Below are 17,635 nucleotides of genomic sequence, written 5' to 3'. Positions count from 1 at the left end.
ATCCTCCCGTATCGGCGTGCGGCGGGGGGCCTGACATGGCGGGTGGCGGCACGGTGAGCCGCGCGCGGGTCAGGACCGTCCTGGTCGTGCTGCTGGTGGTGCTGGCGGTCGCCGCGGTCGGCCTGACCGTGGTCGACCGACGGGCCGCGGAACGGCAGCGGCTGGCCGCCGGTGCGGTGGCCGCGGCCGAGACCGCCTCGCTGGCGGTCCTGGACTACCGGCCCGAGACCGTGGCCGAGGACCTCGCCGCCGCCGAGCCACTCCTGGCCCCGCCGTTCCTCGACCACTTCCGCGAGCAGAGCCGGCAGGTCACCGTGCCGCGCAGCACCGCCGGTCAGGTGGCCTCCTCGGCGCGTTCGGCGGGCTCGGCTCTCGCGGGGCTGGACGGGGACGACGCGCTCGTCGTCGTCTTTCTGGACCGCCACACGATCGGCGCCGACGGCATCCCCCATGTACTCCAGACCGTGGTCGAGGTGGGGCTGATCCGCGACGGGGACCGGTGGCTTGTCTCGGGGTTCACGCCGCGCTGACCCCGGCGACGGCGCGCTCCTCCGCGGGGGTCGCACCTGGGGCTCGCACATCCGGGGCGTGTACAACCGGGGTCGGCGTCACCGGCGCGGACATCGACGCCGGCTCACCGGGGCGGGGACAGCAGATCACCGACGTCCACCGGGCCGGTCGGACGGTCGAACGCCGAGACCCCCGCGCCGGCGGTGGGATACACACCGGTGCCCCGGTCGTACGAGCGCGGCGTGGCGACCACGGAGACCCCCGCGGCCCCGGCCTTCTCCCGGCACAGCGTGACCGTGGCGGCACGGACCCCGGGGTACTCCATGCACGGCATGTTGCGGGCGCCCCGCACCGCGACGGGCGAGTCCTCCGGCACCTTGCAGTACAGGTCGCGGGGCGTCTCGGGCACGTCGAGCTCGGTCGGCGAACGCCGCTGGTCGGCCGGCAGGAATCCCGTGGTGCACGGCGGCGGGTCGTTGTAGCTGTTGACGAAGAAGGTGTTCTGGGCGGGCATCACGTCACCGGAGTTGGGCAGCGCGGCCGACTGGGTGGAGTCCATGATGGCCGGGAACAGCACGAGGATCTGCTCGATCGACGGCGTGTACACGGCCGCGACCTGCTCGACGGTCACCAGGTTGGACAGCAGCAGCGGCCACGTCGGCGACAGTTCCTGGAAGGCCCTGATCGTCTCGCCCGCCGCGGCCGGCGCACCGGTGATCACCCCGCGCAGCGCCGGGTCGGCGGCGGCCACGTCGCCCGCCACGCGGTCCACCGCCGCGGCCCACTCGCGCACGTCCGGCGACGACGCGGCCTGCGCCTCGAGCAGCGGCGCCGTCTGCCGGAGCAACGCCGCCCACTGCTCGCGATCGCGTCCGGCACCCTCGGCCAGCAGGGTGAGCGCGTCGACGGAGGAGGACAGATCGCGTCCCGCGCCGCCGACGCCGCGCGAGGCCTCGTCGACGAGTGAGGTCAGTCGCGCCGGTCCGACCGAGTCCAGGGTGGCCTCGAGAAGGTCCACTGTCTCGGCCACCGACACCGGCGGGCGGACCCGGTCGGCGCTGATGACGTCGCCGTCGGAGAGGTGGGGGCCGCCGGTCGCTTCGGGGACCAGGTCGACGATGAGCTCCCCCACCGCCGACATCGCGCCGACGTACGCCGTCGCGTCGACGGGGATCAGCGCGTCGCCGTCGATCAGCAGCGTCGCCCGCGCACCGGCCGGGGTCATCTCCAGGTGACGCACCCGCCCCACCTCGACCCCGCGGTAGAGGACGTTGGCCCGCGGATACAGCCCGGACGCGTCGCGCATCTCCAGCGCGACCTCCACGCGGCCCCATCCGAGGTGCTGTGGGATGCGGGCGAACGAGAACACCACCAGCACGAACGCCACGGTGCCGACCAACACGAACGCCAACAGCTTGAGCGCCATCGTGCGGTCGGCGCCGCTCATCCCCCGCCAACCCCGCCTCATGCGCCGGCCTCCCCTGCGGGGGCGGGCGCGGCCTCGGGCGACGGCGGCGCCGGGTGCGGGGGCGACTGCGGCGGGGGTGGCGGGGGCGGGGCGAGCACGTCGCCGAGCCCGTCGCGGGCCGGCTCCACGGGTGGGGCGGGTACGCCCAGGATGGTGTCGAGCGAGGCCAGCGACCCCTCGAACGGTGTGCCGATGAGCAGCGCGGTGTCCAGGACCGGCAGCCGAAGGTCGAGGATGACCGTGCCGTTGGCGTAGTCCCCGCGCACCGCGTTGCGGTAGGTGTCCAGCGGGAACGGGAAGGTAGCCAGGTAGCGCAGGGACTCGGTGAGCGAGTCCCCCGAATCCGCCAGTCCCTGCAGGACGGGGTCGAGGGACTCCAGACCGGCACGTAGGTCACCGCCGGAGGCCTCGACGACACGGCCCGCGGTCGCGGTGACGGTGTCCACCGCGCGAGTGGCCTCGACGAGCCGCTGCCGGCGCTGCGCGAGGACCTGGAGTGCGGGCCCGAGGTCGGCGACCCCGCCCTCCACCTCGTCGCTGCGGACCGCGAGTTCGGTCGAGAGCCTCTCCAGTGCCTCCAACGCCTCCACGATGTCCTCCTTCTGCGCCTCGAGCCCGGTGAGCAGCTCGCTGAGGCGTCCCACCACCGCCCGGACCTCGTCGGTGCGGCCGGTCATCGCGACGTCGAGTTCCCCGAAGACCTCCGCCGCCTGGGCCAGGCCGCTGCCGCCGAGGGCCGCCGCGAGCGTGGCCAGCGTCTGCTCGGTGGTGGGGTACCCGCCGCTGCGTTCCACCGGGACGAGGTCGCCGTCGGACAGCGTGCCCTCGGCGGGTTCGCCCGGAGGTGCCGCCAGCTCGAGGTGGGACGCGCCGAGGAGACTGCTCTGCCCCACCCGGGCCGTGGCGTTGCGCGGCAGGCGGACCTCCCCGTCGAGGTCGACCGTCACCTCGGCGAACCCCGGGCCGAGGCCGATGTCGGCGATGCGGCCCACCGTCACGTCGCCGACCCGGACACGGGCATTGCGGTCCAGGGTGGTGACGTCGGCGAGCTGCACCGTCACCGAGTAGCCGTCCGGCCCGCCACCGGCCGTCCCGGGCAGCGGGAGACTGTTGAGCCCCTTCCAGTCGCAGCCGCTCATCGTCGTCGTCGACACCACCAGCAGCGCCGCGCCCACGGCGCGCCGCCCGGTCACCGGACGCCCTCGGTGAGCAGGTCGGTCACGCCGACGCGACCGTCCGCCGGGCCGGCGGGGGTCGGGGACGCGTCGGCGGGGGTCGCGAGGGCGGGAGCCGGCCGCAGGTGGTCGTGGGTGTAGTCGAGCTGGTGCGGCAGCGCCCCGACGCCGCGGCTGGGATTGATCGCCACGGGCGGGTAGTCCACCGCCAGCGCGGTGAGCGTGGGGCCGAGCAGTCGCACGCACTCCTCGGACGCGGTGTGCACGTCGGTCTCCTCTGCAGCGGCCAGGGCGGAGCAGATGAACTGCATCGGGTTCGCGAAGTTGGTTAGCGCGAGGGACGAGATCACCGCGTTCTGCGACGGCTGGTAGATCCCCTGCAGGTTCGACAGCGCGGTGGGTGCGACGTGCAGGATCTGGGCGATGTCGTCGCGCTGCTCGGCCAGCACCGTCAGCAAGTCGGTGGTCGTCCGGGCGGTCTCGATGCCCACCTGCCGGTTGTCGCGGACGAAGTCGCGGACCTCGTCGACGGCCAGATCGAGCTCGGTGAGCGCCGGGCCGATCTCCCCCCGGCCGCGAGACACCGAGACGGTCACCGCCGCCATCACCTCGTTGAAGGTGGTGATCTGCTCGCCGGAGCCCTCCATCGCGGCGGTGAAGGCCTCGAGATTGCGGACGGTGGCGAAGAGGTCGTCGCGGCCGTCGGAGACGGTCTGCAGCGCCGCGCTGAGCTGACGGACCGTATCGCGGACGTCGTCGCCGCGATCGTCGAGCACCTCGTCCGCGGCGGCCACCGCGCGTCCGGCTGGGCCCGTCTCGTCGCCCGGGGACGGGCCGAGAGTGCCCGACAGGCGGTGCAGCTGGGTGACGAGTTCGTTCCACTCCACCGGGACAGCGGTGTGCTCGAGGCCGATGGTGGCACCGGGATCGGTCACAGGTCCGCCGGTGTAGGGCGGGCTGAGCTGGAGGAACCGGGCAGCGACGAGAGTCGGGGCCATGACGACGGCGTCCACCTCGGCGGGCAGAGGCTGGTCGCGGCTGACGAGGAAGTCCACCACCACGCGGTCGCCCCGCGGTTCGATGTCCGTCACCCGGCCGACGGGCACGCCCATCACCCGGACGTCGTCGCCCACGTAGAGGCCGCGCGCGGAGACGAACTCGGCGGTGTAGGTCTCGTACGGGCGCCAGGGCACCCGCAGGTCCACCAGGCCCGCGGCGAGGAGCAACACGAGCATCCCCGCCACCCACGGGGCGACGGCCGCGGCGACGCGGCGGATCATCGCGGGCCTCCCACGGGCGGAGCCGGGGCAGGCGGCACGGGCGGGGCGGGCGGGGCAGGCGGGGCGGGCGGCGCGGGCGGGGCGCCGATTCCGGCGCGGGTGAGGGCGTCGTTGAGGGCGGGTTCGATGACCTCCACCGGCAGCAGGTTCTGGATGTAGGAATTGAAGAACGGCCCGGAGGCCACGGCCTCGCCGAGCTCGGTGGCGTACGGCCCGAGCCGCCGGATCGCCTCGGCCAGCCCGTCCCGGTGCTCGAGGACCAGTTCCTGCAGGCCCTGGACCCGCTCGAGGGTCGGGGCGAGGGTGCGGTCGTGGTCGCTGATCAGACCGCGGATCTGGACGGTGAACGCCCGCAGGTTGCCCGCCAGGGTCTCCAGTGAGTCCTGCTCCTCGCGCAGCGCGGCGAGCAGGACGCGGGCATCACGCAGCAGCGTGTCGATCTCCTCGCCCCGCCGGGCCAGCAGGCCGGAGAGGGTCTCGGCGTCGGCGAACAGTTCACGCAGGGCGGCGTCGCGTTCCGCGATCGAGGTGGACAATCGGCCCACCCCGTCGATCGCGGCATCGACGTGCTCGGGCGCGCGGTCGAGGCTGTCGGTGACGGTGTCCAGGGCGACCGCGAGCTGCTCCATGTCGATCTCCTCGCCGGTCCGCCCGAGCCGACCCAGGGTCTCGGCGAGGTTGTAGGGCGCGGTGGTGCGGTCCAGGTCGAGCACCGCCCCGGGCTCCAGCAGGCCGGGGCCCGCCGGCAGGACGCGGAGCTCGCGGGCGCCGAGTGCGGTGGCCGTGGCGATCTCCGCGCGGGTGTCCGAGCCGAGGCCGAGCTCGCGGTCCACCGTGAAGTCGATGCGCACGGCGTCGCCGTCGATCGCGACGCCCGTGACCTGCCCGGCGTCCTTGCCCGCGATCCGCACGGGGTCGCCCACCCCCAATCCGCCGGTGTCGACGAACCGGGCCGTGTACCCCACCGTCCTGTCGACGCCGGGCAACGCCCGCAGATTGAGCGCGGCGAGCACCACCACCGCGATGAGCACCGTGCCGATCAGGCCCACGAGGAGCGGGTTGCCGTCGCGCAGTCGTCTGTGGATCCTCATGCCGGCGCGCACCTCCCGCCCTGCTGCGTGAACAGCGGGCTGGTGGTGGACCCACCCCGCAGATCCGACACCCGGATCTGGAGCCCGCACAGGTAGTAGTTGAAGAACCCGCCGTAGGCCCCGAGCCGGGTGAGGGACCGGTAGGTCTCCGGCAGTTCGGTGAGCAGCTGGGTCAGGGTGTCACGTCGCGAGTCCACCTGGCGGGCCACCGCGTCGACGCCGTCCATGTCCGCCCGCAGCGACGGCCGGATGTCCTCGGCGAGGACGGCCAGCTCGGCGGCGGTGTCGTCGAGGTTCCGGGTCGCCGAGGCGACCGTGTCCGAGTCGGCGGCGAGCGCGGAGGTGAGCTCCCGCGCGTGGACCAGCGACTGCTCCAGCGCGGGTTGCTGCCGCGAGAGGGTGTCGAGTACCCGCCCCAGCTGGGCGATGACCGAGCCGATCACCCGGTCGCGGTCGGCCAGGTGCCCGGTGACCTCGCCGATCGCCCGCACGATCGCCCCGACATCGTCCTGTTGCCCCTGGAGGACGGCGATCAGCTCCCCGCTGAGCCGGTTGACCTGGCCGGGCTCGAGCACGCGGAACAGCGGCTGGAAGCTGCCCACCAGGGCGTCGAGGTCCAGCGCCGGGGTGGTCCGGTCGACCCCGATCGTGGCCCCCTCCGGTAGCGGGGCGGGCGTGCCGACGGCGACCGCCGGGTCCGCGGGGTCCGCAGGGTCCGCCGGGTCCGCGGGGTCCGCGGCATCTGCCGCATCGAGCAGCTCGAGGTAGCGGTCGCCAACCAGGTTGAGGTAGCGCACCGTCGCCCCCGTCGTGCCGCGGGGCCGGTAGTCGTCGTGCAGGCTGAACCGCACCGTGACCGACGGCGCACCGGCACTCTCCCCCGGCCCCGGATCGGCGGCCGGCGCCGCGTACTCCACCGCGTCCACCCGCCCCACCTCCACGCCGTGCACGCGGACCGTCTCCCCACGCTCGAGACCCGAGACGTCGGTGAACTCGGCCGCGTACGACGCCGACTCCCCGAACCGCACCTGAGCGAACACCACCCACAGCCCGGCCAGGACGAGCAGCATGACCAGGGTGTAGATCGCCGCGGGAATCGTCGATCCGGACCGCCGGCGGTGCGGCCGCGAGGCCCGGTGCGCCGCCGCCCGAGCGGTCCATTCCCGGTGCGCCGCCGGAGCGGCCTGTCGCGGTCTCATCCCATCCCCTCCGTGAGCAGCACCCACAGCGGGGCCGCGTCGAACTCGGGCGAGGTGTTGCCGCGCTCGAAGGGGTTCATCCCGACGTCGGCCACCAGATAGTTCGCGTTCCCGTCCTCGGGCGTGCGCACGGGCAACTCGCCGCACCGTGGACCGCCGCCGGCGCGCACGACGGGCAGGTCGTCCGGGTAGCGGTACGGGTCGACGCCCAGCAGCAGGGTCGAGTTGAGCACCATCGAGTACCCGTTGGCCCCCGACGCCGGCTCCGCCAGCTGCCGCGCCCGGTCGGCTCCCCGGAAGAAGCACGGGATGACCGGTGCGTAGTACTCCAGCAGTTCGGCGGTGGGCCGCAGGTAGCCGAAGGCGTCGGCGATCTCCTGTTCGTGGGGTTCGAGCAGCGCGTTGCCCTCGATCGCGACGCCGGCGATCGCCGGCAGCAGCACGTCGAGGGTGGCCGCCTGGTCGGTGAGGGTCCGCGCGGGCACCCGCAGACCGCCCAGTGCGGAGACCAGGTCCGGGGTGGCCGCCGCGAGACCGTCCGCCGCCGCGGCCCCCGCCCGGAGGTCACGCTGCAGCGGGCCCAGTTCCGGGGTGACCGCCCCCGTGAACTCCGACAGCGCCACGGTCGCCCGTCCGAGCTCCTCACCCCGCCCCCGCACCCCCTGTGCGAGTGCACCCGTGACGGCGGCCGCCTTCTCCGGCTGCACGGCCACCATGACTTCCGTCAGCGACTGGAACACCGTCTGGGTCTCCGTGGTCACCGACTCCGCCCGGAGCGCGTCACCCGAGGCCAGCACGGCGGTGGAGGCGCGACCCTCCTCGTCGTCGTCATCATCCGAGAGCACCACCCGCTTACCGCCGAACAGGGTGCTGGAGGTGATGTCCGCCGTCGTATCGGAGGGCAGCGCCGACGAGTACTCGCGGTCGAGCTCGAGCTCGATGCGCGCACCGTCGCCGTCGGGGTGGACCGACGCCACCGTCCCGATCCGGACCCCGTGCCTCATGACCATCGCGCCCGGCTCCAGCACCATCCCCGATCGGTCGGCGTGGAGGGTGAGGTCCATGGTGCGCGCCCACCCACCCCGGAAGGACACGGCGACGACGACGAGGACCGCCACCACCGAAACCAGCGCCGCCAGCACGGTCAGCCGACCTTTCGCGCGGGCGCCCACGTCAGCCCGCCAGCCTCACCGTGGGCGCGTCGCCGTAGAGGGCGAGCGAGATGAGCAATGTGACCAGCACGACCGCGGTGAGCGACATGCGGACCGCCCGGCCGGTGGCCACGCCCACCCCCGAGGGCCCGCCGGTGGCCGTGAAGCCGTAGTAGGTGTGAATCACCATCACCGTCAGGGCCATGGCGATCGCCTGCGCGAACGACCACACCACGTCCACCGGGTTGAGGAAGGTCTGGAAGTAGTGGTCGTAGACGCCCGGCGACTGGCCCAGCACCGCCACCGTCGCGACCCGACTGGCCAGGAATGACGCGAGCACGGACAGGGAGTACAGCGGGATCACCGTGAGCAGGCCCGCCACGATGCGCGTGCCCACGAGGTAGCGGACCGGGTCGACCGCCATCACCTCGAGCGCGTCGATCTCCTCACTGATGCGCATCGCGCCCAACTGCGCGGTGGTGCCGGCGCCGATGGTCGCGGCCAGCCCGACGCCCGCGGTGACCGGGGCGACGACCCGGATGTTGACGTAGGCGGCGAGGAACCCGGTGAGCGCCTCCACGCCGATGTCGCCGAGCGAGTTGTAGCCCTGGACGGCCACCGTGGCGCCGGCGAACAGGGTGATGAACCCGAGGATCGCCAGGCTGCCGCCGAACATCGCCAGGACACCGGTGCCGAGGCCGACCTCCGTGGTCACCCGCAGCGTCTCGCGGCCCTGACGCACCGGAGCGGAGAGGGCTGCCCGCAGGGCGCGGGCGACGAAGAGCAATGCGGCGCCGAGGTCGTCGACGCGGTCGAGCGGGCCGCGTCCGCCCATGCCGCGGTCGAGCGGGCCGCGCTGCCGCGTCCGGCGATGCTCCCCCGTGCCGCTGGCGCTCACCGGCCGGTCACCTGGATGCCGATCGCGGTGAGGACGAGGTTCGCCAGGAAGAGGGCGACGAACGAGAACACGACCGTCTCGTTGACCGCGTCGCCGACACTCTTGGGCCCGCCCGTCACCGCCAGGCCGCGGTAGCAGGCGACCAGACCGGCGATGAGCCCGAACAGTGCGGCCTTGACCTCGGACAGGATGAGTTCGGCCGGACCGACGAGCAGCGTGACCCCGGCCGCGAACGCCCCGGGGTCGACGTGGTTGAGGTACACGGAGAACATGAACCCGCCGGCCAGGCCGATCGCGCAGACCGCCGCGTTGAGAGTGGCCGCCACCAGCGCCGAGGCCAGCGCCCGGGGCAGGACGAGGTGGGTCGCCGGGTCGAGTCCGAGGACCTCGAGCGCGGAGATCTCGTCCCGGATCGTGCGAGATCCGAGGTCGGCGGCCACCGCGGTCGCTCCGGTTCCCGCGACCACCAGCACCGTCACGAGCGGGCCGATCTGGGTGACCGCCCCCAGGCCCGCCCCGGCGCCCGCCATGTCGCTGGCACCGATCTCACCCAGCAGGGAGTTGAGGGTGAACACCACCAGCACGGTGAACGGGAGCGCCATGAGCACCGTGGGCACCAGGGAGACACGGGCGATGAACCAGTACTGGTCCACGAATTCCCGCCAGCGCCACGGACCGGTGACCATCCCGGCCAACGCGTCGAGGGACAGCGCGTAGAAGTCGCCGACAGACCGCACCGCGGTCGTCATCCGACCCACCATCGCCGCCCCCTTCCCGTGTGCGTGGCCGGCTCAGCGCGTTCCCACGCTGCGTGACCGAACCATACCTGAGGGTATTGTCGTGCGGGTGGGCTAGGTCACAGTGTGCTCCGGGCTGCCGTACCGCGCGTGCGAACGCGAGGGAATCCGTGCCCGCGGCCGCTCGTTGCGATGGCGTCTCGCCCTCGCCGCAGCCCCATCTCGCCCACAGCCGCGCCCGAACATGGCGTCTCGCACGCCCCGAAGTGAAGGCGAGACGCCATCGCGAGGAGCGGCTGCGTGGGGGGCGGGCATGCCAACACGCGAGACGCCATCGGGAGGAGCGGCTGCGGACCGGGAGGCCGGGCGGCCGGGCGGCCGGCGGCTCCAGGCATGCCGGGAAATGCGGGAAGGCCCCGCGTCCGGATAACCGGTCGCGGGGCCTTCAGCCGAGCTGGTGGCGTCTCAGCCGAGCAGATCAGCTCGCTGCGGAGTCGGAACCCGCCTCGAGGAGCTTGGAGATCGCCGACGGATCGACCGGGATGCCGGGGCCGGTCGTCGTGGAGATGGTGACCTTCTGCATGTAGCGGCCCTTGGAGGAGGACGGCTTGAGGCGCATGACCTCGTCGACCGCGGCCTGGTAGTTCTCCGTGAGCTGCTCCGTGGAGAAGGAGGCCTTGCCCACGATGAAGTGCAGGTTGTTGGCCTTGTCGGTGCGGAAGGTGATCTTGCCGCCCTTGATGTCGCCCACGGCCTTGGTCACGTCCATCGTGACGGTGCCCGTCTTGGGGTTGGGCATGAGGCCACGCGGGCCGAGCACGCGGGCCACACGGCCGACCTTGGCCATCTGGTCCGGGGTGGCGATCGCGGCGTCGAAGTCGAGCCAGCCGCCCTGGATGCGCTCGATGAGGTCCTCGGAGCCAACGACGTCGGCGCCGGCGGCCTCGGCCTCGGTGGCCTTCTCGCCCGCGGCGAAGACGATGACGCGGGCGGTCTTACCGGTACCGTGCGGAAGGTTCACGGTGCCACGGACCATCTGGTCCGCCTTGCGGGAGTCGACGCCAAGTCGCATGGCGACCTCGACGGTGGCATCCATCTTCGTCGAGCCGGTCTCCTTGGCCAGGGCCAGGGCGTCCAGAGGCGAGTACAGCTTGGTGCGGTCGACCTTCTCAGCTGCGGCCTTGAAGGCCTTGCTGTTCTTGCTCATGTCAGTTCCATTCCTGCCGCGTCTTCACGCGCGACGGTCGGGTGTGGTGCGGGCCTGAGCTGCCCTCCCACAGATGTTCGGGGGGTGGAGGTCAGGCCTCGACCGTGATGCCCATGGAACGGGCGGTGCCGGCGATGATCTTCGCGGCCTGGTCGATGTCGCTGGCGTTGAGGTCCTCCAACTTGGTCTGCGCGATCTCGCGGACCTGGTCCATGGAGACCTTGCCGACCTTGGCGGAGTGCGGGGTGCCGGAGCCCTTCTGCAGGCCGGCGGCCTTGAGCAGGAGCTTGGCGGCCGGCGGCGTCTTCAGCTTGAAGTCGAACGACCGGTCCTCGTAGACCGTGATCTCGACCGGCACGACGTTTCCGCGCTGGTTCTCGGTGGCGGCGTTGTAGGCCTTGCAGAACTCCATGATGTTGACACCATGGGCACCCAGAGCCGGACCGACCGGCGGGGCCGGGTTGGCTGCGCCGGCCTGGATCTGGAGCTTGATGAGCCCTGAGACCTTCTTCTTCTTCGGAGGCATCGTCTTCCTCAGTCTTCCTGATTCTTCGACTGGATCTCGGCTCCGCGCTGTACACGCGGGAGGCCGACTGTCGTGTGCACCCGGTTCCCCACACGACCCCGGAAGGGCAGGCGGGAACACAGGCGCAACCTTGGAGAGTCTACGCGCGCGGCCGGTCGGAACCCTAATCGCCGACACCGGCCGGGCTGACAGACGAGCGACCCGCCCCACGCCGGGCGCGGGACGGGTCGTCGTGGGAGTTTCTCGGGTCAGTCGATCTTCTCGACCTGCGTGAAGCCGAGCTCGACCGGGGTCTCGCGACCGAAGATCGACACGAGGACCTTGAGCTTCTGCGCGGCCGGATCAACCTCGGAGATGGACGCGGGCAGCGTGGCGAACGGGCCGTCCATGACGGTGACCGACTCGCCGACCTCGAACTCCACCTCGACGGCCTGCGGGGCGAAGCCCTGGTCGTCGGCGGTGCCCGCGGCGGCGGACTTCTTCTCCGGCTTGGGGGCCAGGAACTTGGCCACGTCGCTCAGCGAGAGCGGGGTGGGCTTGCCGGCGGCGCCACCGGTCGCGCTGACGAACCCGGTCACGCCCGGGGTGTTGCGCACGACGCCCCAGGACTCGTCGTCGAGTTCCATACGCACCAGCACGTAGCCGGGCAGGACCTTGCGGTTGGCGACCTTCTTCTGGCCGTTCTTGACCTCGGTGAACTCCTCGACCGGGACCTCGACCTGGAAGATCTTGTCCTCGGCACCGAGGGTCACGGCGCGGGTCTCGAGGTTGGCCTTCACCTTGTTCTCGTAGCCGGCGTAGGAGTGGATGACGAACCAGTCGCCGGGAAGCTTGCGCAGCTGACGCTTGAAGGCGATGATCGGGTCGATCGCGGGCGCGGCCGCCTCGTCGGCCGCGGCCTCCTCGGCCGGAGCCCCCTCGGGCGCCTCGCCGGAAGTCTCGAGCGCCGACTCGGCGAGCTCGTCCTCCGCAACGGTCTCGTCGCCCTCGGGGACGGTCTCACCCTCGACATCCTCGTCGAGCTCGGTCTCGACCGCGTCAGTGGCGGCGTCCTGGTCCAGCTCGGCGCCAGCCGCGACGGTGTCGGCGGCGTCAGCCTCGGCGTCGGTGTCGATGGTGTCGGCGGGATCCGCAGCCGTGTCACCGAGCACCGCGTCCGCCTCGGTCGCGGCCTGCTCGGCGCCCTCGGCCTCGGGGCTCTGATCGATGTCGCTCACGGAAATGCGGTCCTCTCGAAGTTCGGCGGTCCGGATCACGCCCCGGACCCCAGCGGCAGGTCTCTAGCGGTCGAAGACGAGCTCGACGAGCTTGCCCGCGCCGAAGTCGACGCCCGAGACCAGCGCGGTCATGAAGATGAGGAACAGGAACACCACGATGGTGTAGGTGACCATCTGGTTGCGCGTGGGCCAGATGACCTTGCGCAGCTCCTCGACGACCTGCCCGATGTACTGGAACGGATTCGTGCGGGCGGTCCGCGTGTCCTCCGGCTTGTCCGCGTCCGTACGGACCCGTCCGGCCACGGCGGTGTCGCCGCGCCCCGCCTTGCCGGTGGGGACGGCGGCAGCGGCGTCGGAATCGCGGACGCCGCTGACGTCGACGTCGTCGTCGCGATCCTGGCTCACGCGGCTACCTCCGGGTCGTCTGGTGTGCGGTAAGTGCAGGGGCGACAGGACTTGAACCTGCAACCTGCGGTTTTGGAGACCGCTGCTCTGCCAATTGAGCTACGCCCCTTCGGCCGGTCTCCCGGCCACCCGTGCCCTCCCGCGCCTGCGGGCCGCACGAACGCCTCGACTCTACAGTGTCGGCGACTGCCTGGCGGCAGCGCGGTCCGCGACCGCGTTCGGTCGGGCGTCCCAGTGTACGACAGGCGGCCGGTGGCCCGAAATCGTCCGGCGTCACCCCGCGAGCGAGACCGTGACGATCGCCTTGCCGAACACCTTCGACCCGCCACAGGTCACGGCGAGCGCGACGTCCGCGGTCGAGCCGTCCTCGGCCACCTTCCTCACCGACCCCGCCACCTCGAGCCGGGCGGGCGCGTCGGCCGGGACGACCACGGGACCGGCGAACCGGAACGAGGTCGCCACCACATGATCGGCCCCGCCCGCCCAGTCGGCCACGACCCCGATCGCCAGCGCGGAGGTGAGCATCCCGTGCGCCACCACCCCGGGCAGCCCGAGCGCCTGCGCCGCGTCATCGTCCAGGTGGATGGGGTTGTGGTCCCCCGACGCCTCGGCGTAGCGGCGCAGGTCGTGCCGCGAGATCGGCAGGGTCCGCGACGGCAGGACCTCCCCGGCGACCGCGGTCCTCGTCGTCGTCCCCCGCACGTCGTCGCCCCGGTCGGTCATGCCTCCACCTCCGCGGTGAGCAACGCACTGGTCAGAGTCTGGACGGGCTCGCCGGCGGCGTCGCGCAGCACGGTGTCGAACCCGATCATCCGCCCGCCGCGCGCCGACCGCACCCCGGTGACCGTGGCGGTGGCGGTGAGGACGTCGCCGACGCGGATCGGTCGGTGGTGCTCGCTGGACTGCGCGGTGTGGAGGGTCCGCGCCAGGTCGATGCGCAGGGCGGGGTGCTCCATCACCGCGCGTTGGACCGGGGCGGTCAGCGCGGCCGCGAGGGTGGCGGGGACCTGGCCGGTCGGCGCGCCCACCGCCTCGGCGAAGCGCGCCACCACCGCGTCGGTGACCGTGACCGGATCCCCGACGACGACGACGACGAGGTCATCAGCGTTGTCTGTGCTCACAGGCGCCGACGCTACCCGAGGGCGAGTCCGCCGAACCGCTGATACGACCCGTCCGCGCCTCCTACGGTGGGGGCAGTCGAGCAGGGAGTGCGATGTGAGCCACGACGAGCCGGCCCCGCGGGCCGGGCACGAGAAAGCTGGGCGATCGCCGGGCGGGCCCGGCGGAGACGCCCCCACACCGGTGGAGGGGCACGGCGGATCCCACGCCACGGCCGTCGCCGCCGCGCACGGCGTGCGGACGATGTTCACCCTCTCCGGGGCGCACGTGTTCCCCATGTACGACGCCGCGGAGAAGGAGGACCACGGCGTGGCACTGCTCGACGTGCGGCACGAGCAGACGGCCGCATTCGCCGCCGAGGCCACCGGCAAGCTCACCCGCTCGCCCGGCCTGGCCGTCCTCACCGCCGGTCCGGGGGTGACCAACGGCGTGTCCGCGCTGGCGCAGGCCTCGTTCTCCGGCGCCCCGATGGTGGTCCTCGGCGGACGCGCACCGGCCGGCCGCTGGGGCACCGGCAGCCTGCAGGAGTTCGACCACGTCCCGGTGGTGCGGTCGGTGACCGTGTCCGCCGAGACCGCCCGCGACACGGCCGATATCGCCGCCGCCACCCACCGCGCGTTCACCGCCGCCCGCACCGCGCACCGCGGGCCGGCGTTCCTCGACGTGCACATGGACCACTTCTTCGACCGGTGCGACTCCGTCCGGCCCGGACCGGGGCGGGCCGGCGACGGCTCCCCCGCCGCCGCGCCGGACCGCTCCCCCGACACCGACGCCGTCGACCGGATCGCCGACCTGCTCGTCGGCGCCGAGCGTCCCGTGCTGGTGCTGGGCTCCGACGTGTGGGCAGATCGCGGCGAAGACGCAGCGCTGCGGTGCGTCGAGTCGCTGGGCCTGCCCGTCATCCCCAACGGCATGGGCCGCGGGATCGTCCCGGCCGGGCACCGGCTACTGGTGACCAAGGCGCGCGGGACGGCGTTCGGCGCGGCCGACGTGGTGCTCGTCGTGGGCACGCCCCTGGACTTCCGGCTCGGCTACGGGGTGTTCGGCGGCAAGGAGGGCGCGACGCCGGCGAAAGTGGTGCACATCGCGGACTCCCCCGGGCAACTCGGCCACCACGCGTCACCGGCCGTGGCCACCGCGGGCGACCTGGGGCTCGTGCTGGACGCGGTCGTCGAGGCCGTACAGCGCCGATCGGGGGCGGCGCGCCCGGACTGGTCGACCTGGGCGACCACGCTGCGGGAGAAGGCCGATGCCACCCACGCCGCCGACCTGCAGCTCCTGGGCGCCTCGGCCGACCCCGTCCATCCCGCGCGGATCTACGGCGAGCTGCTGCCGCGCCTGGCCGAGGACGCCGTGGTGATCGGCGACGGCGGCGACTTCGTCTCCTATGCCGGCAAGTTCATCGAACCCGCCCGGCCGGGCAACTGGCTGGACCCCGGCCCGTTCGGGTGCCTCGGCGCGGGACTGGGCGCGGCCATCGCGGCCCGCATCGCCCGACCTTCCAGTCAGGTGGTCCTGCTGCTGGGCGACGGTGCTGCGGGGTTCTCCCTCATCGACGTGGACACCCTCGTCCGGCACCGACTGCCCGTGGTGATGGTGATGGGCAACAACGGGGCGTGGGGCCTGGAGAAGGGCCCCATGCAGATGCTCTACGGCTACGACGTGATCGCCGACCTCGCGCCGCGGACCCGCTACGACGAGGTGGTGAAGGCCCTCGGCGGGGCCGGCGAGATGGTCACCGATCCCGCGCAGATCGGCCCGGCGCTGGACCGGGCGTTCGCCAGCGGCGTGCCGTACCTGGTGAACGTGATAACCGATGTAGAGGCCATGTATCCCCGCTCGACATTTGGAGTCTGAACTGACGTGATCAACCCTGATTTCCCGCTGTGGCTACGGGCCTCCCACCTGATCAATTTCATCCTGATCGGCATGTTGCTCCGCTCGGGCTGGGAGATCCTGTCCTCGATGCCGCGACTGTGGTGGCGCAACGACTGCAAGCCCGGGACCGAGTGGTTGCGCTTCACCCGCCGGAAACTGCCACGGGAGGAGGGCGTGTACACCTCCCTGATGGACGAGAAATCCCTGTCGCCGCTGATCGGCCTACCTGGTCGGGAGAACATCGGGCTGGGCCGGCACTGGCACGGGATCTCGGTGATGCTGTGGGTGCTCAACGGCCTGGTGTACGTGGTGCTGCTGTTCGCGACCGGACTGTGGCGCCGCATCATCCCCACCTCGTGGAGCGTGTTCGGCGAGGCGTGGGAGTCGATCCGGATGTACCTCGGGTTCCGGGCTCCGGCGATCGAACACTTCGACCCGTATGACGCCGCACAGATGCTGGCTTACACCGCCGTCATCTTCGTCCTCGCTCCGCTGCTCATCCTCACCGGCGTGGCCATGGCGCCGGCGGTGCGCTCGCGGTTCCCCTGGTACGTCAAGCTCTGGGGCGGCCACCAGGGCGCCCGGTCGCTGCACTTCATCCTCATGGTGCTCATCTCCGCGTTCATCGTCATGCATGTCGGGCTGGTGTTCCTGGTGCACGCCGAGCACAACGTCGTGCACATGGTGTTCGGCACCACCGACACGGCACGATCCGCCCAGGCCTTCACCATCACGATCGCCACCGTCGTGGCCGTGGTCCTGTTCTGGATCGCCCTGAGTTACTGGTCGCTGGCCGACCGCGCCCGGGCGCAGCGGTTCACCGCCGGGGTGTCCGAGATCGGCCGCCGCCTCTTCCTCAACCGGATGCGACCGCGGATGGGGCGGCAGAACACCTACACCGACGACGACATCTCCGAGTTCCACTGGACCAACGGCCTGCCGCCCACCGAGGACGAGTCGCCGGAGTGGGTCGAGGCTCGCGACGATGCCTGGCGCGGCTATTCCTTGACCATCGGCGACGACCTCTCGGGCGCCGAGAAGACCCTGGCCCTGGACGAGCTCACGGAGCTGCCGCGCACCTCTTATGTAGCGGTGCACACCTGCATGCAGGGCTGGTCCGCCACGTCCCGGTGGACCGGCGTACGACTGCGGGATCTGCTCGAGGTCCTCGGCCCCCAGCCGGAGGGAGCCCACTACGTGCTGATCGACTCCTACGGTCTGGCCCAGAAGATGTATGACAACCGGCCGCGGGAGCCGTTCTACGCGGTACTCGACCTCGACACGGTCTACGAGGACGACACGATTCTGGCCTACGAGCGCAACGGAACCCCTCTCGAGACGCACCTCGGCGCCCCCGCCCGCCTGCGGGTGGAGTCAAACCACGGCTACAAGCACGTCAAGTGGGTGCGCTCGATCCGGTGGATAGCCGACTACGCGGAGTACGGTGACGGCCGAGGCGGGACCCGCGAGGATTCCGCGCTGCAGGCGTTCAACGGAAGGATCTGACGTGTCCCACATCGTCTCGTGCCGCTTCGAGGTCAGCGGCGTCCGGAACGACAGGGACGTCAAGAAGGCCCTCCAGGCGCTCTACGACATCTTCGCCGAGCACGGACTGGGCCAGGCGACCTTCGAACTCACCGGGGCCGAACACGCGCAGCTGTACGTCAAACACCCGGACACGGTCCGCCCGGACCCGGCGATCATCGAGAAGGCCCTCGCCCGCGCGGGAGACTTCCGGGTGGTCTCTACCCATCTGCACTCCTCGAACTGAATC

General features: G+C 72.0%; 18 protein-coding genes and 1 tRNA gene. 4 read left to right on the top strand and 15 right to left on the bottom strand.

Annotated features, from left to right (window positions below):
* The first annotated feature begins 53 nt into the window (after nucleotides 1–53).
* Complete coding sequence (locus AC3DEV_RS02110) at nucleotides 54–530, top strand: hypothetical protein (RefSeq protein ID WP_488371153.1); 477 nt, start codon at nucleotides 54–56, stop codon at nucleotides 528–530.
* A 104-nt stretch (nucleotides 531–634) separates the two neighbouring features.
* Here AC3DEV_RS02110 and AC3DEV_RS02105 read toward each other — a convergent pair whose 3' ends face one another.
* The 15 genes from AC3DEV_RS02105 to hadA form a co-directional block, all read right to left on the bottom strand.
* Entirely contained in the window at nucleotides 635–1,957 is a 1,323-nt protein-coding gene (locus AC3DEV_RS02105; RefSeq protein ID WP_488371152.1) for an MCE family protein, read from the bottom strand.
* Nucleotides 1,958–1,974: 17 nt separating this feature from the next.
* Nucleotides 1,975–3,171: an MCE family protein gene (locus AC3DEV_RS02100; protein WP_488371151.1), complete on the bottom strand. Its 1,197-nt coding sequence runs from the start codon at nucleotides 3,169–3,171 to the stop codon at nucleotides 1,975–1,977.
* A complete protein-coding gene (locus AC3DEV_RS02095; protein WP_488371150.1) occupies nucleotides 3,168–4,433 on the bottom strand; it encodes an MCE family protein in 1,266 nt (421 codons plus the stop codon). The genes AC3DEV_RS02100 and AC3DEV_RS02095 overlap by 4 nt, the downstream gene beginning before the upstream one ends.
* Nucleotides 4,430–5,524 (bottom strand): MCE family protein, encoded by a 1,095-nt coding sequence (locus AC3DEV_RS02090; RefSeq protein ID WP_488371149.1) that lies wholly within the window; start codon nucleotides 5,522–5,524, stop codon nucleotides 4,430–4,432. The genes AC3DEV_RS02095 and AC3DEV_RS02090 overlap by 4 nt, the downstream gene beginning before the upstream one ends.
* A complete protein-coding gene (locus AC3DEV_RS02085) occupies nucleotides 5,521–6,723 on the bottom strand; it encodes an MCE family protein (protein ID WP_488371148.1) in 1,203 nt (400 codons plus the stop codon). Before AC3DEV_RS02085 ends, AC3DEV_RS02090 begins: the two co-directional genes overlap by 4 nt.
* A complete protein-coding gene (locus tag AC3DEV_RS02080) occupies nucleotides 6,720–7,895 on the bottom strand; it encodes an MCE family protein (RefSeq protein ID WP_488371147.1) in 1,176 nt (391 codons plus the stop codon). The genes AC3DEV_RS02085 and AC3DEV_RS02080 overlap by 4 nt, the downstream gene beginning before the upstream one ends.
* A gap of 1 nt (nucleotide 7,896) precedes the next feature.
* Nucleotides 7,897–8,709: an MlaE family ABC transporter permease gene (locus AC3DEV_RS02075; RefSeq protein ID WP_488371238.1), complete on the bottom strand. Its 813-nt coding sequence runs from the start codon at nucleotides 8,707–8,709 to the stop codon at nucleotides 7,897–7,899.
* Nucleotides 8,710–8,768: 59 nt separating this feature from the next.
* Complete coding sequence (locus tag AC3DEV_RS02070) at nucleotides 8,769–9,521, bottom strand: MlaE family ABC transporter permease (protein WP_488370503.1); 753 nt, start codon at nucleotides 9,519–9,521, stop codon at nucleotides 8,769–8,771.
* Between the two features lie 466 nt (nucleotides 9,522–9,987).
* Complete coding sequence (rplA, locus tag AC3DEV_RS02065) at nucleotides 9,988–10,716, bottom strand: 50S ribosomal protein L1 (protein ID WP_163375563.1); 729 nt, start codon at nucleotides 10,714–10,716, stop codon at nucleotides 9,988–9,990.
* Between the two features lie 91 nt (nucleotides 10,717–10,807).
* Complete coding sequence (rplK, locus tag AC3DEV_RS02060) at nucleotides 10,808–11,242, bottom strand: 50S ribosomal protein L11 (RefSeq protein ID WP_096907015.1); 435 nt, start codon at nucleotides 11,240–11,242, stop codon at nucleotides 10,808–10,810.
* 248 nt (nucleotides 11,243–11,490) lie between these two features.
* Entirely contained in the window at nucleotides 11,491–12,459 is a 969-nt protein-coding gene (nusG, locus tag AC3DEV_RS02055; protein ID WP_488371146.1) for a transcription termination/antitermination protein NusG, read from the bottom strand.
* Between the two features lie 63 nt (nucleotides 12,460–12,522).
* Entirely contained in the window at nucleotides 12,523–12,864 is a 342-nt protein-coding gene (secE, locus tag AC3DEV_RS02050) for a preprotein translocase subunit SecE (RefSeq protein WP_256820289.1), read from the bottom strand.
* 36 nt (nucleotides 12,865–12,900) lie between these two features.
* Nucleotides 12,901–12,973, bottom strand: a tRNA-Trp gene (locus AC3DEV_RS02045).
* Between the two features lie 164 nt (nucleotides 12,974–13,137).
* Nucleotides 13,138–13,587 carry a MaoC/PaaZ C-terminal domain-containing protein gene (locus AC3DEV_RS02040; RefSeq protein ID WP_488371145.1) on the bottom strand — a complete coding sequence of 150 codons (450 nt, stop codon included), beginning with the start codon at nucleotides 13,585–13,587 and terminating at the stop codon, nucleotides 13,138–13,140.
* The gene (gene hadA, locus AC3DEV_RS02035; RefSeq protein WP_096907011.1) at nucleotides 13,584–13,985 is read right to left on the bottom strand and encodes a (3R)-hydroxyacyl-ACP dehydratase subunit HadA; all 402 of its coding nucleotides are present in this window, start codon (nucleotides 13,983–13,985) and stop codon (nucleotides 13,584–13,586) included. Before hadA ends, AC3DEV_RS02040 begins: the two co-directional genes overlap by 4 nt.
* Before the next feature lie 181 nt (nucleotides 13,986–14,166).
* On the opposite strand from hadA, the gene AC3DEV_RS02030 reads away from it, so the two are divergent.
* The 3 genes from AC3DEV_RS02030 to AC3DEV_RS02020 are packed head-to-tail and all read left to right on the top strand — an operon-like array spanning nucleotide 14,167 to nucleotide 17,632.
* Nucleotides 14,167–15,840 (top strand): acetolactate synthase, encoded by a 1,674-nt coding sequence (locus tag AC3DEV_RS02030; RefSeq protein WP_410494220.1) that lies wholly within the window; start codon nucleotides 14,167–14,169, stop codon nucleotides 15,838–15,840.
* Nucleotides 15,841–15,846: 6 nt separating this feature from the next.
* Complete coding sequence (locus tag AC3DEV_RS02025) at nucleotides 15,847–17,367, top strand: molybdopterin-dependent oxidoreductase (protein ID WP_067716827.1); 1,521 nt, start codon at nucleotides 15,847–15,849, stop codon at nucleotides 17,365–17,367.
* 1 nt (nucleotide 17,368) lies between these two features.
* Nucleotides 17,369–17,632, top strand: coding sequence for a hypothetical protein (locus tag AC3DEV_RS02020; protein ID WP_067716829.1), 264 nt, complete (start codon nucleotides 17,369–17,371; stop codon nucleotides 17,630–17,632).
* The last annotated feature ends 3 nt before the right edge of the window (nucleotides 17,633–17,635 follow it).

This window comes from Dietzia sp. IBK-p2-15D, from assembly GCF_057773105.1.
Note: the sequence above shows the minus strand (reverse complement) of the source record. Positions and strands in the feature narration are given on the sequence as shown.